Origin of the sequence: Haloarcula ordinaria (assembly GCF_029338275.1) — an archaeon.
GTDB lineage: Archaea > Halobacteriota > Halobacteria > Halobacteriales > Haloarculaceae > Haloarcula > Haloarcula ordinaria.
On record NZ_CP119790.1, the window covers coordinates 318,222 to 335,333 of the forward strand.

The window sequence follows — 17,112 nt, forward strand, 5'->3', positions numbered from 1 at the left end:
CGTAGCCGACAGTCCGAAAAACAGTACCTAGGTGGATATCAAACGCTACAAACCCTCGACTGCCGCTTCGCTTTCACCAACATCCGAGTCGGCGTCCCGGAGTTGCAGATAGGCATCGGCGATGATGCCGTACCCGACGATCGCCAGCGGGGCCGTCACCAGAAGACTGACCACCGTGCCAGCCGCCGGGTTCACGATGGAGACCACCGAACCGAGACTACTGAGGAGCCCAGTCAGGACTCCGATGAGCAAGAGCAGCGCCGCAAGGCGCAACCGGTTCCCGCGGGCGAGGCCCCAGCTCCGTCGGAGCGATTCGATGACACGTGCGTCCTCGACGGCGATCACGAACAGGACGAACGCGAAACTCACCATGAGGAAGATCCCAGGGAGCACCAGCAGGACCAGTCCGATGGACGTCGAAATGCCCACGATAATGTTCGCGCCGATGGCCGAGACGACGGTTCGACCGATTCGCCTGGTAAACAGCGATCCGTCGATCGCCCCACTATCAGGCCCCTCGCGAGTGAAAGCCCGTGCGGCAGCGATGTAAATCACCATCCCAAACACGAGGGCCGAGAGGGCAAGTATCCCGGCGAAAGCACTGGAGAGGGGGAGTGCCAACCCCACCTGTGCTTGTTGCCGGACTGCCGGCGGTAACTGGTTGGCGACAACCGTGTTCACTGAGATGGTGAATATCCCAACGTAGAGGGCAGTGAGCCCCATCAGCGCGATACCAACCGGAGAGAGACTCCGGCGAATGCCGTTGCTAATCGCACGGCCAAGTTGGAGGGCCATACATTTCTTGCTCAGGCTGGTGTTGAAAAACCTTCGTATGAGAACCACTCACCCCTACAGTTTGACACTTTATTGATATCTGTAGAACCAAAAGACAACTACTCAGACATGCTTTGATGAGACGTATTAGCAGAATACTGACGCAAAATCATACAGCTGGGTCTACATTTGACAGAGTAGTGTCAAAGTTACATATCAATATAAAACAATCGGCAGATTAATGCTATTTACTGTATATATGGTTATCGGGAACGTGGGACAACTGATACTTACTCCGGAAGAGAAGTTAGACGCAATCGGGACAAGATTGCGGCGCCAGGTGCTATTAGCGTTGTATCTCCGGGACCCAACGGATGACGACCCGGTGAATGCCAGAGCGATCACCGATTCGGATTCGCTTGACTCGGTTACGTTGTACCATACGGAGTTACCCAAACTCAACAAGTACGGGCTCGTCGACTGGGAGCGAGAAACCGGAACACTCTCCAGAGGGCCGGATTTCGAAACGATCACGCCCCTGCTCACAGTCCTCTATGACCACCAAAGCGAGCTCCCAGCGAACTGGTTTGACTCAGAGTAGTCGAACAACAGCGTGAGATGCGGATGTGCATTTTTCGTGGGATAACCACCATTATCTTAATATAGGCGCCCAGCGTCGTGTTTGCTATCTCCTCATGTCGACAGACAGTAATACTGGCAGTAGTGGGCCGATGATACGTGTCGTCGAAGCCGTCAGTTCGCGGTTGGATACGCCACCGAACGAACTGCCGCCCCTGAACGAGACAATTGACGCTGTCGGACTCGACCGCCTCTGTACTTCTGGACCAAACTCGCTGGAGGTTTCCTTTCCGTACGCAGGTCTGGAAGTCACAGTCACCGGTGGAGAAGAGGTTACGCTTTCAGCCCTCTCAGACTGAGACCAGCCACTAGGCAGATAACAGTCGGCATGAAGATCGCAACACCTGGTTCATAACTCACGTGCCGTGAGCAAAACGGTGGGTCACACCGATACTGAAAGCCTCAGCGTAGATCTCACCGAGCCTGCTGCTTAGATGGTGTGCATATCCGAGGACCGTGATGTGGTTGAAAACGATGACTGAAAAGAACAAACTCTCGCGACGGAGCGTATTAAAGAAAGGAACACTGGCAACAGGTGGACTGGTTCTCGGAGGCACAGCGGCGAGTGGAGCAGCGGCGAAGAGCAATACGCAAACTGGCGAGACCGGTGGGACGCTGAGAGTTCTCGAAACCGCCGATTAGTGCAGGGGTTTGCTCACGCGTTCACGCTGTGTCATAGTCTCCCGTTGAGTCCACACATTATCTATCGAGATATTAGCCAGTAGATGACCTAACACGGCTGTTTCGTCCAATTTGCGTAAATCGATTCCGCTACGATTCGAGATGCACCCGTCGTCGTCGTGTGAATGTACGGATTCACCCGTCTTGAGGACTGATGCGTTTTGACGGCCGTACTGCATACAGAATGCGAGTCGGTCAAGCAGTGGGCTGGATACTGGTTTCCAGACGCATTGCTCTGTGCGTCCGCAGTATCTTAGAGGAGTGCTAGTAGTGAACACACTCGGAAAAGCGTAAAGGGTGAACGCTGAGGGGTCACAGTATGGAACTCGTCGAAGCTACCGCAGAGGACCTCGATGCACTCGTCGAACGCTGGTATTCACTCGCGAAAGCGATGGAAGCGCACGACGAATTGAACGAACTCGTCTACGCAGATGTCGACGAAGTCCCCACGATGGCTTTCGCACTCATTTCGACGACGAGGCGGTCACCGACTACCTCGTCGTCCACGAGGAGGAGACGATCGGGTTTGTCACGCTCCGAGAGGGCAACCACACATCCCGGAAGTACTCGCAGTACCTTCGCATTGTGAACCTTGCTGTCGATGAGGGCTACCGAAGTCAAGGTCACGGCGAAGAAATTATCGAACGGGTGAAAGACATCGCCCGTGACCAAGGTTGCGACCACCTCAAGGTCTCCTGTGAATGGCGAAACGAGGACGCACGCCGATTCTACCGTGAAACAGGCTTCCGACCGAAGCAAGTCGACTTCGCACAGCCACTGGAGTGACTCAACCCGTGCTCAGTGTGGCGAAATTGAGCCCACAGATAGTTGTTTCATCGCTAATCATCTGCCGCATACACTCTTTGTATCGGTCATACTATTACTGTCAAATATTGAGTGCTCAATCAATGGTCTACTGAATACAGAGCGCGTCTGAGCTGGTGAGTTCGTCACCCGCACCCCACCCAATCTTTTTTCGGTGTCGTGTTCGCGTGTTCGCTATGGTACGGGGCACAGAGATTCTATTCTCAATGGCGGTCGGGTTTCTCCTCGTACACGAACTGGATGCGATTCGCCAACACGAGTGGCGGTTCTTCTTCGCACCGATGTCAATCGGCGACGAGAGTGCGTATTGGGTGTTCACGGCACTGCACGTGCCGCTGTTCGCGGTGCTCCTGGTTTACGCGAACTCCTTAGCGTTCCAGATCGGCTTTGACGGATTTGCAATCGTCCATGGCATGTTGCATCTCGCCTTCCGGAATCACCCGCTGGTTGAGTTCGATAACTGGTTTTCACGGTTTTGGATCTTCGGCGCGTCTCTACTCGGAGTTCTACATCTACTCTTCATACTGTGACTCCCCTCGGGGAGACAATCTCACTGCGTAGCTGGGTCGTTTCGTTCACGAAGGATTGTGTTCCTGAGCCGGGGCAGATAATGGGTGAGATCAGATGTCGTGAGGATGCCGACGAGTTCACCATCCTCGGTGACCGGGAGCCGCCGGATCGAGTGCTCTTTCATCAGTGTGGCAGCGACGTGGATGTCTTCCGTGCTGGCGATCGTGACGAGTGGCGTACTCAGAAACTCACCCGCACGTACGGAGTCGATATCAGCCCCGGTTGCCACCTGCTGCATGATATCGGTTTCAGTTACGATTCCACTATACTCGCCCGTCTCGGGGTCCACCACGACTGCCGATCCGATGCCGTGATCCGCGAACAGTTTTACCACATCACGGGCCGTCGTCTCTGGCGGAATCGTTCGAGCTGACTGTGTCATCACATCACCGACGAACTGTTCAATCATACAACTAATTCCCGCTTGAGACGGTTAACCTTACCGAGTAAGCAGATGTGCTGGGTGGTTGGCTCGTCTGAGAGATGTTGCAATAATCGGGGCGATGACGATAGATACACCCTCTGGATGAGTCACGCCGAGATTGACAGACAAATGCGTACTACAGAGGACGTCAGTAACTCGGACACCGGAACAGGCTGTGTGGCTGGTCTCATTCCTCGCGGTTGCCGTCCGTTTCCTCAGCCCACCCAGCGTTTGACAGTTCGCCGTTGCGGTCGATTCGGTCCTCCAGCATCTCGTGTACCACTCGGCCGAGGTCATCTAACTCACCATCGATCATCGAAATCGTGCTCGAATCGAGCGACTCAGTCACGTTTCGCCCCCGCTGGGCGTCCGAAATAGTTGGAGCGTCGAAACGAAGGCGGTCTTCAGTTGGGTCCCAGTAGAAGTCGAACGCCTGGAACAGGCCGAGATCGCTGACGATCCGAACCTGCTCTTCATTGAGATTCGTGTACTCGGTCCATTCGTTGAATCCCTCCTTCCACGCGCCCTCTTGGAGCAAGTCTTCGAGGTCCTCGCGGTAGAAGTCTTCTGATCCGAGCGTCTCTTCTTGCCACTCGAACTCGCGCGGCATTCCTCGGTTCGAGAGGTCTGGTGGTTCCGGGACCTCGATGTCGAACACCATACTAGTAGTTACACTGATGACATGATAAACCCCATGCAGTTCGATACGAGGCAGACGGGTCTCGCAAAACCGGTATGGATGGAGGGAGCAGACCGACTACGCGTAGCACGTGACAGACAGGCGGGGCAACAATCGCCCGGATCGTCGGTCTATATCCCGAGCCACTCGTCGTTCCGAACTTGATATCCGTTCGCCCGACAGAACTTCGCCGCCTGTCGGCGCACCGCTCGGGACGACGGGGCTTTCTTTCTCACGGATTTGCTCGGTGACCCAATCGCGAATGGCTTGGATCCCTTCATCGTCGTCATCGGCGTCGATCGATTTGAGTTCCTTGAACGTCATTTCGTACGCTTTGCGCTGTGTCCAACTGAACTCCGTATTCGAGAGCGTCTTGCTGGCTTCCACGATGTGTTTCATTGCCGCGGCAACTGTCGGTCGCTGTACCTGCACTCGGACGGCGTCCGAAGAGTCGAACGTCTCCTCGTCAGTCTCCGGGATCAGTTCCTTGAGAGTGTAGCTCCCTCGATAGATTCGACCTCGCGATTGCCGATCGCCGCGACGATCGCACTTCCCGTCGTCGGGAATTGTAACTCATCGAGTTCTGCATCCAAATCGACGAGTGCTGCATCGTCCACCGGTGGCTGTTTTTCGTCACCGCGCTCCAGCTCTGTGTCGATATCACGTTCTCGTTGGCGTCTGTCAGCGTCTCGTGCTTGCTTGTCTCGACCCGATTTGTTGTCTGCCATCCTATAACAATGACGCTCCAGACAGATAGTCCTGTTGTCAGGACCAGGAATTCGGGCGACACCTGCCAATGAAAATCGAGCAGCGGCGCTTGTTGCATACAGGGCGCGAATCGGTCGTGGGCCAGCAGGCGTCTGGTGGTCGGTGAGAGTGATCGAGACGAAGCAGTCATTACTCACGATGGCTCTGTTGGAATCCACGGAGAGGTACAAGTTCGCACGGTACTCTAATTGGATAGAGCTCCTCCCGAAGTCGCGGGTACCCCGGATTCGGAGTGCCCTCGATATTGAGGAAATCCAGGGCTGGATGCGCGGCGGGGATATCGTAGCGGTGTGTGGCGTCCGCTTCCGGCGGCTGGTCGGTTCCGTGTTTCTCTGCCATCCGGCCCGTCGGCGGCGTTGCCGCCGTCCCGCGACGTGGAATCCCGACCCGCAGTTTGCTCACTGGGTGCGGTTTATTTGACCGAAGGTAGTAACCAGTTCCATGGTAATCGACCACACGGGCGAGACGGTGATCGTGACTGGCGCCGGCCGCGGAATCGGGCGCGAGATAGCCTACCACTTCGCCGACGCCGGGGCGGACGTCGTCGCCGCCGCGCGGACCGAGTCGGAGATCGAGGAGACCGTCGCCGGGATCGAGGAACGCGGGTCGACAGGTCTGGCAGTCCCAACGGACCTGCGGGAGCCGGCGGAGATAGTGGCACTGGTGGACGCTGCGACCGACCACTTCGGCACACTCGACGTGCTGGTCAACAACGCCGCCGTCCACGTCGCGGGCGACCCACTCTCGCGGTCGGTCGAGGACATCGATGCCATGCTCGGCGTCAACCTGCGCGGCGTCTTTCTGCTCTCCCAGGCCTTCGCGAACGCGGTGATAGACGGCGACGGCTCCGGCGGGAGCATCGTCAACATCTCGAGCATCGTGGGCCACCTCAGCGTCCCCGCGATGCCGGTGTACTGCGGGACGAAGGCCGGCGTGTACGGACTCACCCGGGGGTTGGCCGGCGAACTGGCACATCACGGAATCAACGTCAACGCAGTGAGCCCGGGGTTAACACGTGTCGAGCGTATCGAGCGACTCCTCGAAGAGAAGGGCGAACTGTACGAGATAGACGCCATCCCGCTCGGCCGCCTAGGGGAACCCGAGGACATCGCGAACGCCGTTCTCTACCTGACCTCGGACCTGGCCTCGTACGTCACCGGTGTGGACCTGCCCGTCGACGGCGGCGCCGTGCGGACGTCGGTGCTGTACCGGGACCAGTACCTGAGCGAGTGACGGTCTACACGAGAAGCGGGTGAACGGAAGACCCGATTTAGCCTTACGCTTCGTCCCACTGGTGGGTGGGCGACCCGCCGACGAAGGAGACGAAGTTCATCCCGCCATCGGGGAACTTCCAGGGACCGTGGGGAATCTGCTGGCCGTAGATGTAGTCACCTGCAGTCAACTCCCGGCCGTCGACGAGGATCCGGCCCTCGAGAATGAGGCAGGCGTGGGCGCTCTCGTGGGTGTGCTCCGGTTCGAAGTAGCCTTCGGGGTACTTCACCAGCATGTCCGTGCGTCCCTCGGCCTCGTTCTCGTTGATTATCTTGACCTGCAACCCCTCCGGGAGACCGAGCAGCTCGGCGTCGTCCCAGTCGACCTCGTCGGCCTCGACCGAGAGGTCCAGTCCGACGTCGACGACCGCGGGTTCCTGCGGGGAGACGGGGTCGAATTCGCGGGGCATGGTCATTCGTTGTACAGGACGACCCGCAGTGCGTTCTCGTCGGGGTCGGTCCGCGCGTGGTAGGCGGCGTCGAACTCCTCGAGGTCGAACTCGTGGGTGATGAGCGGGGTCAGGTCGACCTGGTCCGAACGGACGAGGCGCTCGCTGGGCTCGGACTTGTTCGCGTGGGCGCGGTTGCCGACGAACTCCTTTTCGTCCAGCGCGATCTGGGCGACAGGGATCTCGTTGAGCGCCTCCGTCGGGACGCCGTCGACGCTGATTCGGCCACCCTTCCGCGTCATCTCGACGGCCTGTCGGACCGTCTGGGCGATGCCGACGGCCTCGAGGGTGACGTCGACGCCGTGGCCGCCAGTCAGTTCGCGGACCTGTTCGACCACGTCGTCGTCGTGGTACGAGATGGTGTCCGTGGCGCCCAGCTCGGCGGCCATCTCGTTTTTCGACGGGTTCCCGATGGCGATGACGTCGCTCGCGCCCATCGACACGGCGTGCTGGACGAGACAGAGACCGATCGTCCCGGTCCCGATGACGGCGACGGTGTCGCCGGCGTCTATCTCTCCGCGGTGGGAGCACTGCAGGGCGATCGCGTTGGTGTCGAGCAGTGCTGCCTCGCCCCACGGGATGGTGTCGTCGAGGTGGTGGAGCATGTCTTCGGGGACGGTGACGTACTCCGCGTAGGCACCGTCCATCGTATGACCGATCTGGCGGTGGCCGGAGTCGAAGTCGCCGTAGTTGTCACAGAGGTTGTACCGGCCCTCACGACACATCCGGCAGTAGCCACAGCCAGAGGGCGTCTCGCCGAAGACACGGTCACCGGGCTCGAACCGGTTGACGGAGTCGTGGACGTCGACGACCTCACCGGCGTACTCGTGACCGGGGATGAACGGATAGGAAGGCGGCCACTCGTCGTACTTGCCGTTCATCAGTTTCGGGTCGGTGCCACAGATGGCGACGGCGCGCATGCGGAGGAGGACGTTCTCCACCTCGTCGACCGCTGGCGTCTCGGTTTTCTCTACTGCCCACTCGCCCGGGGCGTGTAGCACGACGGCTTCCATCTCGTCCGGAATCCCTCGTTGGCTCTCTTGTGCCATACAGGTATCATGAGGGGGAGAGATATTAACAACCATTAAAGATGCAAACTGCGCGCGCTCGTCCCGCGATGCGGAACTTTAAGCACGACGCGGTACCATATCACACAGACGGATGAGCGAGAACAGTGCAGCGAGGATAAAGTCGGTCCAGACCGCCCTCGCCGTTATCGAGACGCTGTACGAGCGCGATGGGGCGCGCGTCGACGAAGTCGCCGACGCCGTCGACGTCTCGAAGAGCTCCGCCCACCGCCACCTCACGACCCTCGAACGGGAGAACTACGTCGTCAGGGAGGGCGACGAGTACGTCCTCAGCCTCCAATTCCTCGAACTCGGCGACTACGTCGGGGGCCGCAAGGGGATATTTCGGCTCGCGGAACCCAAGGTCCGAGAGATCGCCGATGAGACCGGCGAACGCGCCCAGTTCGTGGTCGAGGAACACGGGTACGTCCGCTACGTCCACCGCGCCACGGGCGACCGGGCGGTCAAGACAACCTCCGGCGTCGGCAAGCGGGTGCGGATGCACGCCGTCGCCGCCGGCAAAGCCATCCTCGCCGAACTCCCCGAAGAGCGGGTCCGCAACATCATCGCCGAGCGTGGCCTGCCCGCATTCACCGAGCACACCATCACCGACGAAGCGCGACTGTTCGAGGAACTCGGCGATATCCGCGAACGCGGGGTCGCCTTCGCCGACGAGGAGTTGGTCGAGGGGCTCCGCGCCGTCGGCGTCCTCATCCGCGGGTCCGACGACCGGGTCCTAGGGGCGCTGACCGTCGCGGGCCCGACCCACCGCTTGAAAGACGACGTCTGGCGCGAGGACATCCCCAATCTCCTGCTCGGTACCGCGAACGAGCCGAGCTGAAAATTGAGTACGAGTGAGCGCGATAGGAAGTGGCTCGGAGACGGAATCAGATCCCCGAAGTAGGGATTGCCGTTGACTTGTTGGCAAAGAGTCGACGACTGAACCCCGCTCATGCTGAACCCATTCAGAGAGAGCTCGTCCACTCCTGCTCGCCGGTCGACCGGCTCGGCAGTTCGGCTCGACGACCAGCGAAGAGTCTGTCCCGCGTGCTAATGGAAACGCCAATCGAAGGTCAGTCGTCGGCGGAAGGAGCCTCGGCCTGCCCCTGCCAGAGGTTCGCGTACGTCCCGCCGCTCGCGACCAGTTCCTCGTGTGCCCCCTGCTCGACGATACGGCCCTCATCCATCACGACGACCTCGTCGGCGTTCCGAATCGTCGAGAGCCGGTGGGCGATGATGAACGCGGTCCGCTCCTCGACCAGCCGCTCGAGGCTCTCCTGGATCAGCTCCTCGGTCTCCGTGTCGACGTCGGAGGTGGCCTCGTCGAAGACGATGATCTCGGGGTCGTTGAGCAGTGCCCGGGCGATGGCGAGGCGCTGGCGCTGGCCGCCCGAGAGCTTGATGCCCCGCTCGCCTATCTGGGTGTCGTACCCGCTGGGGAGTTCCGCGATGAACTCGTCGGCCGCGGCGGCTTCGGCCGCCCGCTCAACCTGGGCCCGGGCGCTCCCGTCGTCGGCTCCCGACCACTCGGCCTCAAGGGTCTCGCGGTCGCCGTAGGCGATGTTCTCCGCGACGGTCCCCGAGAACAGGTACGGATTCTGCTCGACGATGGCGATGGTATCCCGTAACGACTGGAGGTCGTACTGCCGGACGTCGGTCCCGTCGACCCGGACTGCCCCCTCGTCGACGTCGTGGAACCGGGGAATGAGCTTCAGGAGCGTCGACTTGCCGGCCCCGGTCGCCCCGGCAAGCCCGATGGTCGTCCCCGCGGGGACGTCGAGCGAAACGTCGTGGAGGACAGGCTCACGGTCCCCGTACGAGAAGGTGACGTCCTCGAAGGTGACGTCCCCGTCGACCATCTCGGGGACGTGTGCCGGGTCGGGGCTGGTGATAGTGGGCTCGCGGCCGAGCAGCCCGAACACGCGCTCGGCACTGGACTTCGCGAGCTGGTACTTGTTCGCCGACTTCCCGACCCGACGCATCGGGGAGTAGAGCCGCCGCAACAGGAGGAAGAAGAGTGCGAACCCACCGAGGGTGAGCGCCTCTGCCTCGCCGGGAATACCGGTGATGATGTCGGTCCCACCGATATAGAGAACGAGGACGAACACGACGCCAGTCAGCAGCCGGAGGGTGGCGAAGAACCCGCGTCGGATTCGCAGCGCCGCGACTTTCTCGTCGTGGTAGGCCTCACTCTGCTCGGCGACCCGACCGTGTTCGAAGCCGTAGCGGTCGAACGCCTTGATCACCGCGGCGCCGCCGAGGTTGTTCTCGAGTCGCGTGTTCAGCCGGGCGACGGTCTCGCGGATTGACTTGTATCGAGGCTCGATCCAGGTGAGAAACTGTCCGCTGGCCAGCCCGATGATCGGGACCGGTGCCAGCGCGATGAGCGCCAGTTTGGGCGAGTACGTCCAGAGGATGATGGCGATACCGCCGACCGTCGCGACCACCCGGATGAGCTGTCGGAACTCCGTATTGAGGAACTGCTCGAGGCGGTTGATGTCGCTGTTGAGGATCGACATCATCCCGCCGGTCTGGTGGTCGGTGAAGAAATCCATCGAGAGCCGCTGGAGGTGGTCGTACGTGTCGTTCCGAAGATCACGCTGGACCTTCTGGGCGGTCGCTTGGAGCAGATAGCGGGAGGCAAAGCGGGCGACCGACCGGACCAGGTACGCGAGGACCGCGATGAGGACGAGCTGTTCGAGCAGCGCGAGGCGGGCCGCCTCGCCGGTGATCTCACCTGGCGGGAGCAAGCCCAGGTCGGTCAACAGTCCCGCGTCGGCCGAGCCACGAATCGCGCGGTCGATAGCGGCCGCGACGACGATCGGCGGGACGAGTCGGGCGAACCGCGTGAGGAACGCCGCGAGCACGCCGAGCGTGAGGGTGGGCCAGTAGCGTTTGGCGTAGCCGAGCAAGCTCACCATCGGGTGACCGTCGACGTTCTCCCGGACGTGTTCGAACCCGCCGTGGTCGTCTGTCACTGTGCTCGCTAACGGTCTCGTATACAAGTATCCGGTGACATGACGCTGTTGAAACCCGTCGCTGATAGTTCGTTGCAAACTTGCTGTATTTACAGCGCAGAGTCAGCACGCTCGGGGGGTAATCAGTGAAGGCTGATGGGCGATACGTGCAGGAGGAGCACTTCTCGACGGGGAACAGGCACCGTACTGGTCTATCTAGTCCGGGGATATTTACCAGTGAAGTTAGAACCGTTCCGACATGTCTGGTAAGCCCTCCATTCCTCAGGCACAAGCGGTATCGTCATATATCGAAGACGGCGCACGTATTGCGGCGATTCTCATCATTTGGGGAGTTATCTCTGCGGTGTTCACATACGGAGTGAGTGATCTTGGACTGCCCTTCGAGCAACTCTGGCTCCAACTCGGGCAGGTCTTTGCTGTTACTGGTGTGCTTAACGCTATCCTGTATCTCCTGTACCGCGCCACCGATTACTGGCACCACACCGCCTGACTCTCACCATACCTTTGGAGTAGCGATCAATCTGCACACCTACTGACTTCTGTAACCACTCACCCTCGCTTTGAGATGAACCAAAACAACGGTAGCGACTTCTCTCACAAGTCACAATCCGGTCCATAGGGTCCAAGGCTGTATCACGCAGAGGAGAAACCCCTGTCAAAGCCAGCAGAATACACCTGCTGAATACAGCGCGCGTCTCGGCCGGATACTTCGCCTGAAATTGACGCGTCTTACGGTGCGGTTTCGTACCAGGCAGGGGATGGCAACAGAGTCTGGTAGTACTTTCGAAAGCGGAGGAGAAGAATCAAGTCTGTTCTACTATCGAGGCCATCCCAGATGGACGCCATTCATCCGTACTATGTGACGGAGTGTACGCCCGAGAACGAACCCACAGACCGCAACGGGGAGTCCAAATCCAGCTGCGAATAGTATCGCCATACCCACTGCGTTTGGAAGCGACACGACCTGGTTTCCCCACGTGTAGGTGACGGTCGTTCCGTATCGGGTAACGGCTGCACCAAAGATGGGTGCGCTCACGAGGAGGCCTGTCGGGAGCAGTCCCGAATTGGCACCGGCACTAATCGCTCCGAGCACGAGCAAACTGCCGACGGCGAGGAAGATAGCCAGCGATGGGTCGGTGCCGAACCACGTCCCACGGACCCAGACGGTCAATGTCTCGTAGCCGACTGTCGAGACGACTCCCCAGGACGTTACGAGCGCCAATACCGGGGATAAGAGCGCGATGACCAGCGAAACGTCGTGACGCGTCCCCAGGACGACGGTTCGTAGCGGCCCGGTCACGAACTGTTTGACAGGCCCGGAGAGGACCATCCTCGATTTGCTGTGGGCACTAGCTCCCAGCGACCAGACCGCGCGAGTGAGTCGATGAAGGAGGTCCCATATCGTCAGCGTCATCGAACGGATAGCACCGGCTATTCGTTCCACCGTCACAACGAGGAACATAGTCGCGTCGGTAGCCGCAGACTGGAGGGAGGACCAATCGGAGCGCATATTCGAGGATTACTACCGAATCGGCATAGCCACGCGGTAAACTAAAACGCAAATTAAAGCCTCTGAATCGGTCACCTTATCCCTGACAGCACTCGCGTAGTTCGTCGAGGACGTGCTGCAGAGAGGGCGAATCATCACTCTACCCGTTCTACATCGCTACTTTCGAACCTTTCGCCCCCTCATCACCGCCGGTCACGTTGACCTTCCACCCATCAGCCTCGACAATTTCCCTGATGATACCTAGTCCGTACCCAGTCCCTCCCTGGGACGTTGAGTAGCCAACATCGAAAAATTCGTCACGCGAATCTGAGGGTGCCGAGGGGTTTCAGAATCCGCAGAGATGAAACTGCTGTCTATCACCCCATAGAACTATATTTCAGATGTTTCAATGCATTTAATGATCAGCTGCACTAGTATGAAAAATCCACTGTATACCACGCTAACGTTCCTATTTGTCATCATGGTCGTTTTCGCTGCCGGACCAGCAACGGGAGCGACCACACCGTCACCCCCTCCCGCGGATCACCGAGAGTCGCCGGAGGCTGAGACCGTCTGTGGGAACGGGTGGGGGAGTAGCGCCGGCGGCGCAAGTCGAATTCGAGACGAAAGGCTCGGGAGCGGTACAGGAACTCGTCATTGTCGAGCGTGTCGACCGTGATGGTGACGGCTACGCATCGGGATTCCGCCTCAAGGTCGTCAGCGACACGCGTCCGAAGGACCCAAAAGAGAACGGCCAGGCCGGGCGGTCGACAGCCAAACTGTTCTCGGTCCTCATCGGGGGTCCGTTCAAGAAACTGCATAATTTCTTCACCAAAGAAGCGTCGGATGAATTCTTCGCCCCCGGCCAAGTGGTGCGAGCGGTTACCGCCGACGGGACCCGCGATGTTGTGACGTACCGGCCCATCGGCCCGAAAAAGTACCTCGGCCCCGGCGAAGAAGCCGACGAAACGCCGCTTTTCGTCGGAACCGCACGCGAGGGTCGGCGTGGACACACGAGAGTCACGCCATCGGAATGTCGCAGTTTCTCGGACCAGACGAGGAGCGAACGACCATCGAATCAGTCACGCTCGAAGCCTGCTGGGATCCAGAAGCGAGAGGATCACTGACGGGGAAAGACTTCGATGCATGCCTCCAGCCGACTGACATCCCCGACCAGGGCTTCGCCGCCATATTCGACTCGCTATACGGCACACCGCCGTTCGTGTTCGTCCCCGACGAGCCGCTGAAGGTCGAATCCCCGAGCAGGACCAGACCGAGACGATGACCGTCACGTCGAACGTCGACGGAGCCGTCGTCACGATCGACAGAGAGCGCGTCGGGACGACGCCGTGGAGCGGAGAGGTTCCGACCGACGTGGGGAGGGACGGCCCAGTCCGCGTCACTGTGGCCGACCAGGGCTATCTCCCTGAGACGCGCCGCATGTCCGAGCCACGTGACATCGATACACGACTGTCAAAGATCGAGCAACCGATAACGGTCCGCACCGCGACCCCGGGCGCGACCGTCTTCGTCGATGGCGAAGTCGTCGGCGTGACGCCATGGAGCGGCGAGCGGTGGGTCGAAGGCACTTACGACGTGTTCATCAGTGCCGACGGGAAGGCTCCGAGTCAGTTCACCGACGTCAGGGCGGGTGATACCATCTCGACCGAGCTGGTGAACGACAGCCTCATCACGAGCATCGCCGAGCCGTCGCTGGACGACACGTCGCTCAACGGAACCACTGACACCTCGACGAGCGAGACATCGGGTGATAGTGATTCAGAGCCGGAAGCTCTACTCACGAACACAGACATCACCGACGCTCAGCTCGAAACGGACCTTAGCCAGATACAAGATGTCCAGCTCGTCGCCTCGCGGTTCGAGGCGAGCGAGGCGACCGTTGCCGTCGGCGAACCGGTAACGCTGACAGCAGGACAGTCGTACAGTCTTCTCGGGAGTATCACAGCCTACGAATGGTCCTTCGGCGACGGTAGCACCACGGGTCAGCTCCACAACCGCCAGTCGGACACATACGTACACCAGTCCGGGGACGTATCCCGTCAGGCTCACAGTCCGGGATGGGAATGGTAACACTGACACTGCGACGACGACAGTAACCGTGAGAGACACACCACCGAAAGCCGCGTTCGCTCCAAACACGTTCGATTCACAGACGGGTGAGGCGGTGTCGTTCGATGCCCGTGGGTCGACCGATGCCGAAGGCCCCATCGATTCGTATCGCTGGACGTTCGGCGATGGGTCGAGTGCGACCGGGGCGACCCAGACCCACACGTACACCAGTGGCGGGAACTACACTGTTCGGCTAACGGTCTCCGACGATGGCGGGAACACCGCCGTTCGCGAAAAGCGTATCGACGTTACTGTTCCGAACGTGCGCCCGTCTGCCGATTTCACCTCGTCAATCGACCGGGAAGCCGGTACCGTGACGCTCGACGCGAGTGAGTCCGCGGACGACGACGGGAATATCACCCAGTACGTCTGGACCTTCGAGAACGGGACGGTGATGACGGGCGAGCGAGTCACCTACGACGCAACGGAGACGGGCTCACGCGACGTCGAACTGCTGGTCGTCGACGACGCGGGTGGGTCTGCGACGGTAACCAAGACAGTCAGCAACACTGAAGAAGTACAGACCGAGACAGCGAAGACGGTTGCTCCCGCCACTACGGAGAAGACGCCCGCCGAAATGACTATGACTGAGACTTCGACCTCTGAGGAGTCGGGCGACGGGATACTTGCTGCGCTGGGTGATCTTCTCCAGGAGATTGTCAACGTATTCGGATAGGACTCGCTCTGAACGAACAAACAACGGACTGGCCACACGTCGTAACCGACTTGAGTTTCGGACCGTTGGTGACGAAGTCGAGTTCAATCCTGTTGCTACATCAGGTCGATGTCGCAACGAGCCTGAACGGACCGTGATACAGCAAGTAGATGGCAGGGATTGTTACGAGAGACGCGGCTTGCAGTCACGACGAGAATCTCACCGCCAAAAAATCGGCTTTCTGCTCCCAATCGTGGTTGGTTTTCCGACTGGGTTGGACACCCAGTGACTCGAGCAATTCGACGGAAGTCGATTACGAGTGCCAGTGAGTGATGAACTCGGTCACTGTCTGAGAGAACTCCTCAGGGTACTCCAGGAATATCATATGTCCGCATCGGTTGAAGATTTTCATCCGAATGTCGGCGTTCTCCTGCCCAATCATGTCGAACGCGGCCAACGCCATAACCGGCGGCACGGTCGGATCGTCGCGTCCGAAAACGTACAGAACGGGCATGTCGAGGACCCCCGCTTTGATACGCTGGTGCGTCTCGTTCATGTGCTCGTCGAGTGAAGCCTGCCAGTGCTCCATCTCCCCCTGGTCGTCCATGATTCGAGCAGTCTCTCGAGCCTTCTCCCGCCGTTCCATATAGGCAGCGGTGCGGCACCGCAGGTCCGTGATGTACGTTTTTTCGTGGGAGTAGTGCGAATAGAAGTATTCCATCCACTCTGGGTCGGTTTTTTGCAGGCCGAACTCGTCCATCTCGAAGATGATATTGCGCCGATGCATGCCGTCGCCAGCGGCCGGGCCGAGGGTCGCGCTGTTACATATGATAAGCGAGTCGACCAGATCCGGTATCTCGACGGCGACACGGGTCGCGAGACCGCCGCCGCGTGACCAGCCTGAAAGATGGAACGAGTCCAACTCGAGGGCCTCGACGAACCCGATGATGTGGTCGATGTCCGACTGATACCGGAACTCCGACGGATCGTCGGGGTTGTCGGTCAATCCGCAACCAATTCGATCGACGGCAAGCACCCGGAATTCTTCACTGAGATACTCGAACGTCTTGGACCAGGAGTTCGCGCTGCTTGAACCGCTCCAGTTGTTCCCATGGATGAGCACAAGTGGGTCACCGCGGCCGACGTCGTAATACCTGGTCCGGAGACCATCGACCTCGACGAAGCTCGGCTCGTAGCCGTCGATACCGGCATGCTCAGGGATGTCGGTGAAAAGGTCCGTCTCCGCGTCTGTCGATGCAGTCATCGTATTTTAAGCACAAATGCGCAATTTTTTTGTCTTATTTCCATTCAATGTCCGAAATTACAGTATATTATAAAAATATTTTGGATTATGGATACTGATTACTCGATATTATTAATACACCAATCGTGGGCCAGTTGTTGTTGTAACCCACTTCTTTGAGCCGAAACACCAATAGATGGCCGATGGCACGGACTGACGGCTGAGCGGACCGCAGAGGCTGGAACAAGTGTTATAATTATTTAATCATATGTGGATATTCGACCAATTTTCAAAATATTATAGGCAAATTAAGTGATGATTTTAAATATTCGAGTCAGTTTTTGAATGAATACGTGCTACAATCTACTCTGCGAAGATGGAATGGCGGGCAAACCATTGGTTGCGCCGATGTGTCGAGTGGTTACCGAACGTCTGAGGACGGCGACGAGCTGGGACGAACAGTGGTTAAC

16 protein-coding genes and 3 pseudogenes are annotated in these 17,112 nt (G+C 59.2%); 10 read left to right on the forward strand and 9 right to left on the reverse strand.

The genetic code is table 11. From position 1 onward, the window contains the following. Positions 1 to 45: 45 nt before the first annotated feature. Complete coding sequence (locus tag P1L41_RS18405) at positions 46 to 795, reverse strand: DUF7847 domain-containing protein (RefSeq protein ID WP_276298613.1); 750 nt, start codon at positions 793 to 795, stop codon at positions 46 to 48. Positions 796 to 1,015: 220 nt separating this feature from the next. Here P1L41_RS18405 and P1L41_RS18410 point away from each other — a divergent pair, with 220 nt between their 5' ends. From P1L41_RS18410 to P1L41_RS18420, 4 genes and pseudogenes are all read left to right on the forward strand, one after another. Then, on the forward strand, positions 1,016 to 1,375 hold the full coding sequence (locus P1L41_RS18410; protein ID WP_276298614.1) for a hypothetical protein: 360 nt from the start codon (positions 1,016 to 1,018) through the stop codon (positions 1,373 to 1,375). Between the two features lie 130 nt (positions 1,376 to 1,505). Next, the gene (locus tag P1L41_RS18725) at positions 1,506 to 1,712 is read left to right on the forward strand and encodes a HalOD1 output domain-containing protein (RefSeq protein WP_379789209.1); all 207 of its coding nucleotides are present in this window, start codon (positions 1,506 to 1,508) and stop codon (positions 1,710 to 1,712) included. A gap of 701 nt (positions 1,713 to 2,413) precedes the next feature. Continuing rightward, a pseudogene (locus tag P1L41_RS18415) lies at positions 2,414 to 2,880 on the forward strand (GNAT family N-acetyltransferase). Between the two features lie 215 nt (positions 2,881 to 3,095). Then, the gene (locus tag P1L41_RS18420) at positions 3,096 to 3,449 is read left to right on the forward strand and encodes a DUF6713 family protein (RefSeq protein ID WP_276298615.1); all 354 of its coding nucleotides are present in this window, start codon (positions 3,096 to 3,098) and stop codon (positions 3,447 to 3,449) included. Between the two features lie 20 nt (positions 3,450 to 3,469). Here the strand turns inward: P1L41_RS18420 and P1L41_RS18425 are convergent, their stop codons facing one another. The 3 genes and pseudogenes from P1L41_RS18425 to P1L41_RS18435 all read right to left on the reverse strand — a co-directional run bounded on the left by P1L41_RS18425 (position 3,470) and on the right by P1L41_RS18435 (position 5,320). Continuing rightward, positions 3,470 to 3,898: a CBS domain-containing protein gene (locus P1L41_RS18425; RefSeq protein WP_276298616.1), complete on the reverse strand. Its 429-nt coding sequence runs from the start codon at positions 3,896 to 3,898 to the stop codon at positions 3,470 to 3,472. Positions 3,899 to 4,100: 202 nt separating this feature from the next. After that, positions 4,101 to 4,574, reverse strand: coding sequence for a DUF7992 family protein (locus P1L41_RS18430; RefSeq protein ID WP_276298617.1), 474 nt, complete (start codon positions 4,572 to 4,574; stop codon positions 4,101 to 4,103). Between the two features lie 149 nt (positions 4,575 to 4,723). Next, positions 4,724 to 5,320: pseudogene (locus P1L41_RS18435) on the reverse strand (DUF5789 family protein). A gap of 481 nt (positions 5,321 to 5,801) precedes the next feature. Between P1L41_RS18435 and P1L41_RS18440 the strand changes: the two are divergent. Then, a complete protein-coding gene (locus P1L41_RS18440; RefSeq protein ID WP_276298618.1) occupies positions 5,802 to 6,593 on the forward strand; it encodes an SDR family NAD(P)-dependent oxidoreductase in 792 nt (263 codons plus the stop codon). A 43-nt stretch (positions 6,594 to 6,636) separates the two neighbouring features. Here P1L41_RS18440 and P1L41_RS18445 read toward each other — a convergent pair whose 3' ends face one another. Next, on the reverse strand, positions 6,637 to 7,041 hold the full coding sequence (locus P1L41_RS18445) for a cupin domain-containing protein (protein WP_276298619.1): 405 nt from the start codon (positions 7,039 to 7,041) through the stop codon (positions 6,637 to 6,639). 2 nt (positions 7,042 to 7,043) lie between these two features. Then, the gene (locus tag P1L41_RS18450; protein ID WP_276298620.1) at positions 7,044 to 8,129 is read right to left on the reverse strand and encodes a zinc-dependent alcohol dehydrogenase; all 1,086 of its coding nucleotides are present in this window, start codon (positions 8,127 to 8,129) and stop codon (positions 7,044 to 7,046) included. Between the two features lie 112 nt (positions 8,130 to 8,241). On the opposite strand from P1L41_RS18450, the gene P1L41_RS18455 reads away from it, so the two are divergent. Further along, positions 8,242 to 8,988, forward strand: a complete 747-nt coding sequence (locus P1L41_RS18455; protein WP_276298621.1) for an IclR family transcriptional regulator — start codon at positions 8,242 to 8,244, stop codon at positions 8,986 to 8,988. A gap of 232 nt (positions 8,989 to 9,220) precedes the next feature. Here P1L41_RS18455 and P1L41_RS18460 read toward each other — a convergent pair whose 3' ends face one another. Next, positions 9,221 to 11,125 carry an ABC transporter ATP-binding protein gene (locus P1L41_RS18460; protein ID WP_276298622.1) on the reverse strand — a complete coding sequence of 635 codons (1,905 nt, stop codon included), beginning with the start codon at positions 11,123 to 11,125 and terminating at the stop codon, positions 9,221 to 9,223. 238 nt (positions 11,126 to 11,363) lie between these two features. Between P1L41_RS18460 and P1L41_RS18465 the strand changes: the two genes are divergently transcribed. Then, entirely contained in the window at positions 11,364 to 11,615 is a 252-nt protein-coding gene (locus P1L41_RS18465; protein WP_276298623.1) for a hypothetical protein, read from the forward strand. 327 nt (positions 11,616 to 11,942) lie between these two features. Here the strand turns inward: P1L41_RS18465 and P1L41_RS18470 are convergent, their stop codons facing one another. Continuing rightward, a complete protein-coding gene (locus P1L41_RS18470) occupies positions 11,943 to 12,587 on the reverse strand; it encodes a DUF8071 domain-containing protein (protein ID WP_276298624.1) in 645 nt (214 codons plus the stop codon). 602 nt (positions 12,588 to 13,189) lie between these two features. Between P1L41_RS18470 and P1L41_RS18475 the strand changes: the two genes are divergently transcribed. The 3 genes and pseudogenes from P1L41_RS18475 (at position 13,190) to P1L41_RS18485 (ending at position 15,420) form a co-directional block, all read left to right on the forward strand. After that, positions 13,190 to 13,741: a hypothetical protein gene (locus P1L41_RS18475; RefSeq protein WP_276298625.1), complete on the forward strand. Its 552-nt coding sequence runs from the start codon at positions 13,190 to 13,192 to the stop codon at positions 13,739 to 13,741. A 154-nt stretch (positions 13,742 to 13,895) separates the two neighbouring features. Further along, a pseudogene (locus tag P1L41_RS18480) lies at positions 13,896 to 14,600 on the forward strand (PEGA domain-containing protein); the annotation flags it as partial. A gap of 133 nt (positions 14,601 to 14,733) precedes the next feature. After that, on the forward strand, positions 14,734 to 15,420 hold the full coding sequence (locus tag P1L41_RS18485) for a PKD domain-containing protein (RefSeq protein ID WP_276298627.1): 687 nt from the start codon (positions 14,734 to 14,736) through the stop codon (positions 15,418 to 15,420). Positions 15,421 to 15,712: 292 nt separating this feature from the next. Here P1L41_RS18485 and P1L41_RS18495 read toward each other — a convergent pair whose 3' ends face one another. Further along, on the reverse strand, positions 15,713 to 16,522 hold the full coding sequence (locus tag P1L41_RS18495; RefSeq protein WP_419181092.1) for an alpha/beta fold hydrolase: 810 nt from the start codon (positions 16,520 to 16,522) through the stop codon (positions 15,713 to 15,715). Positions 16,523 to 17,112 lie beyond the last annotated feature (590 nt).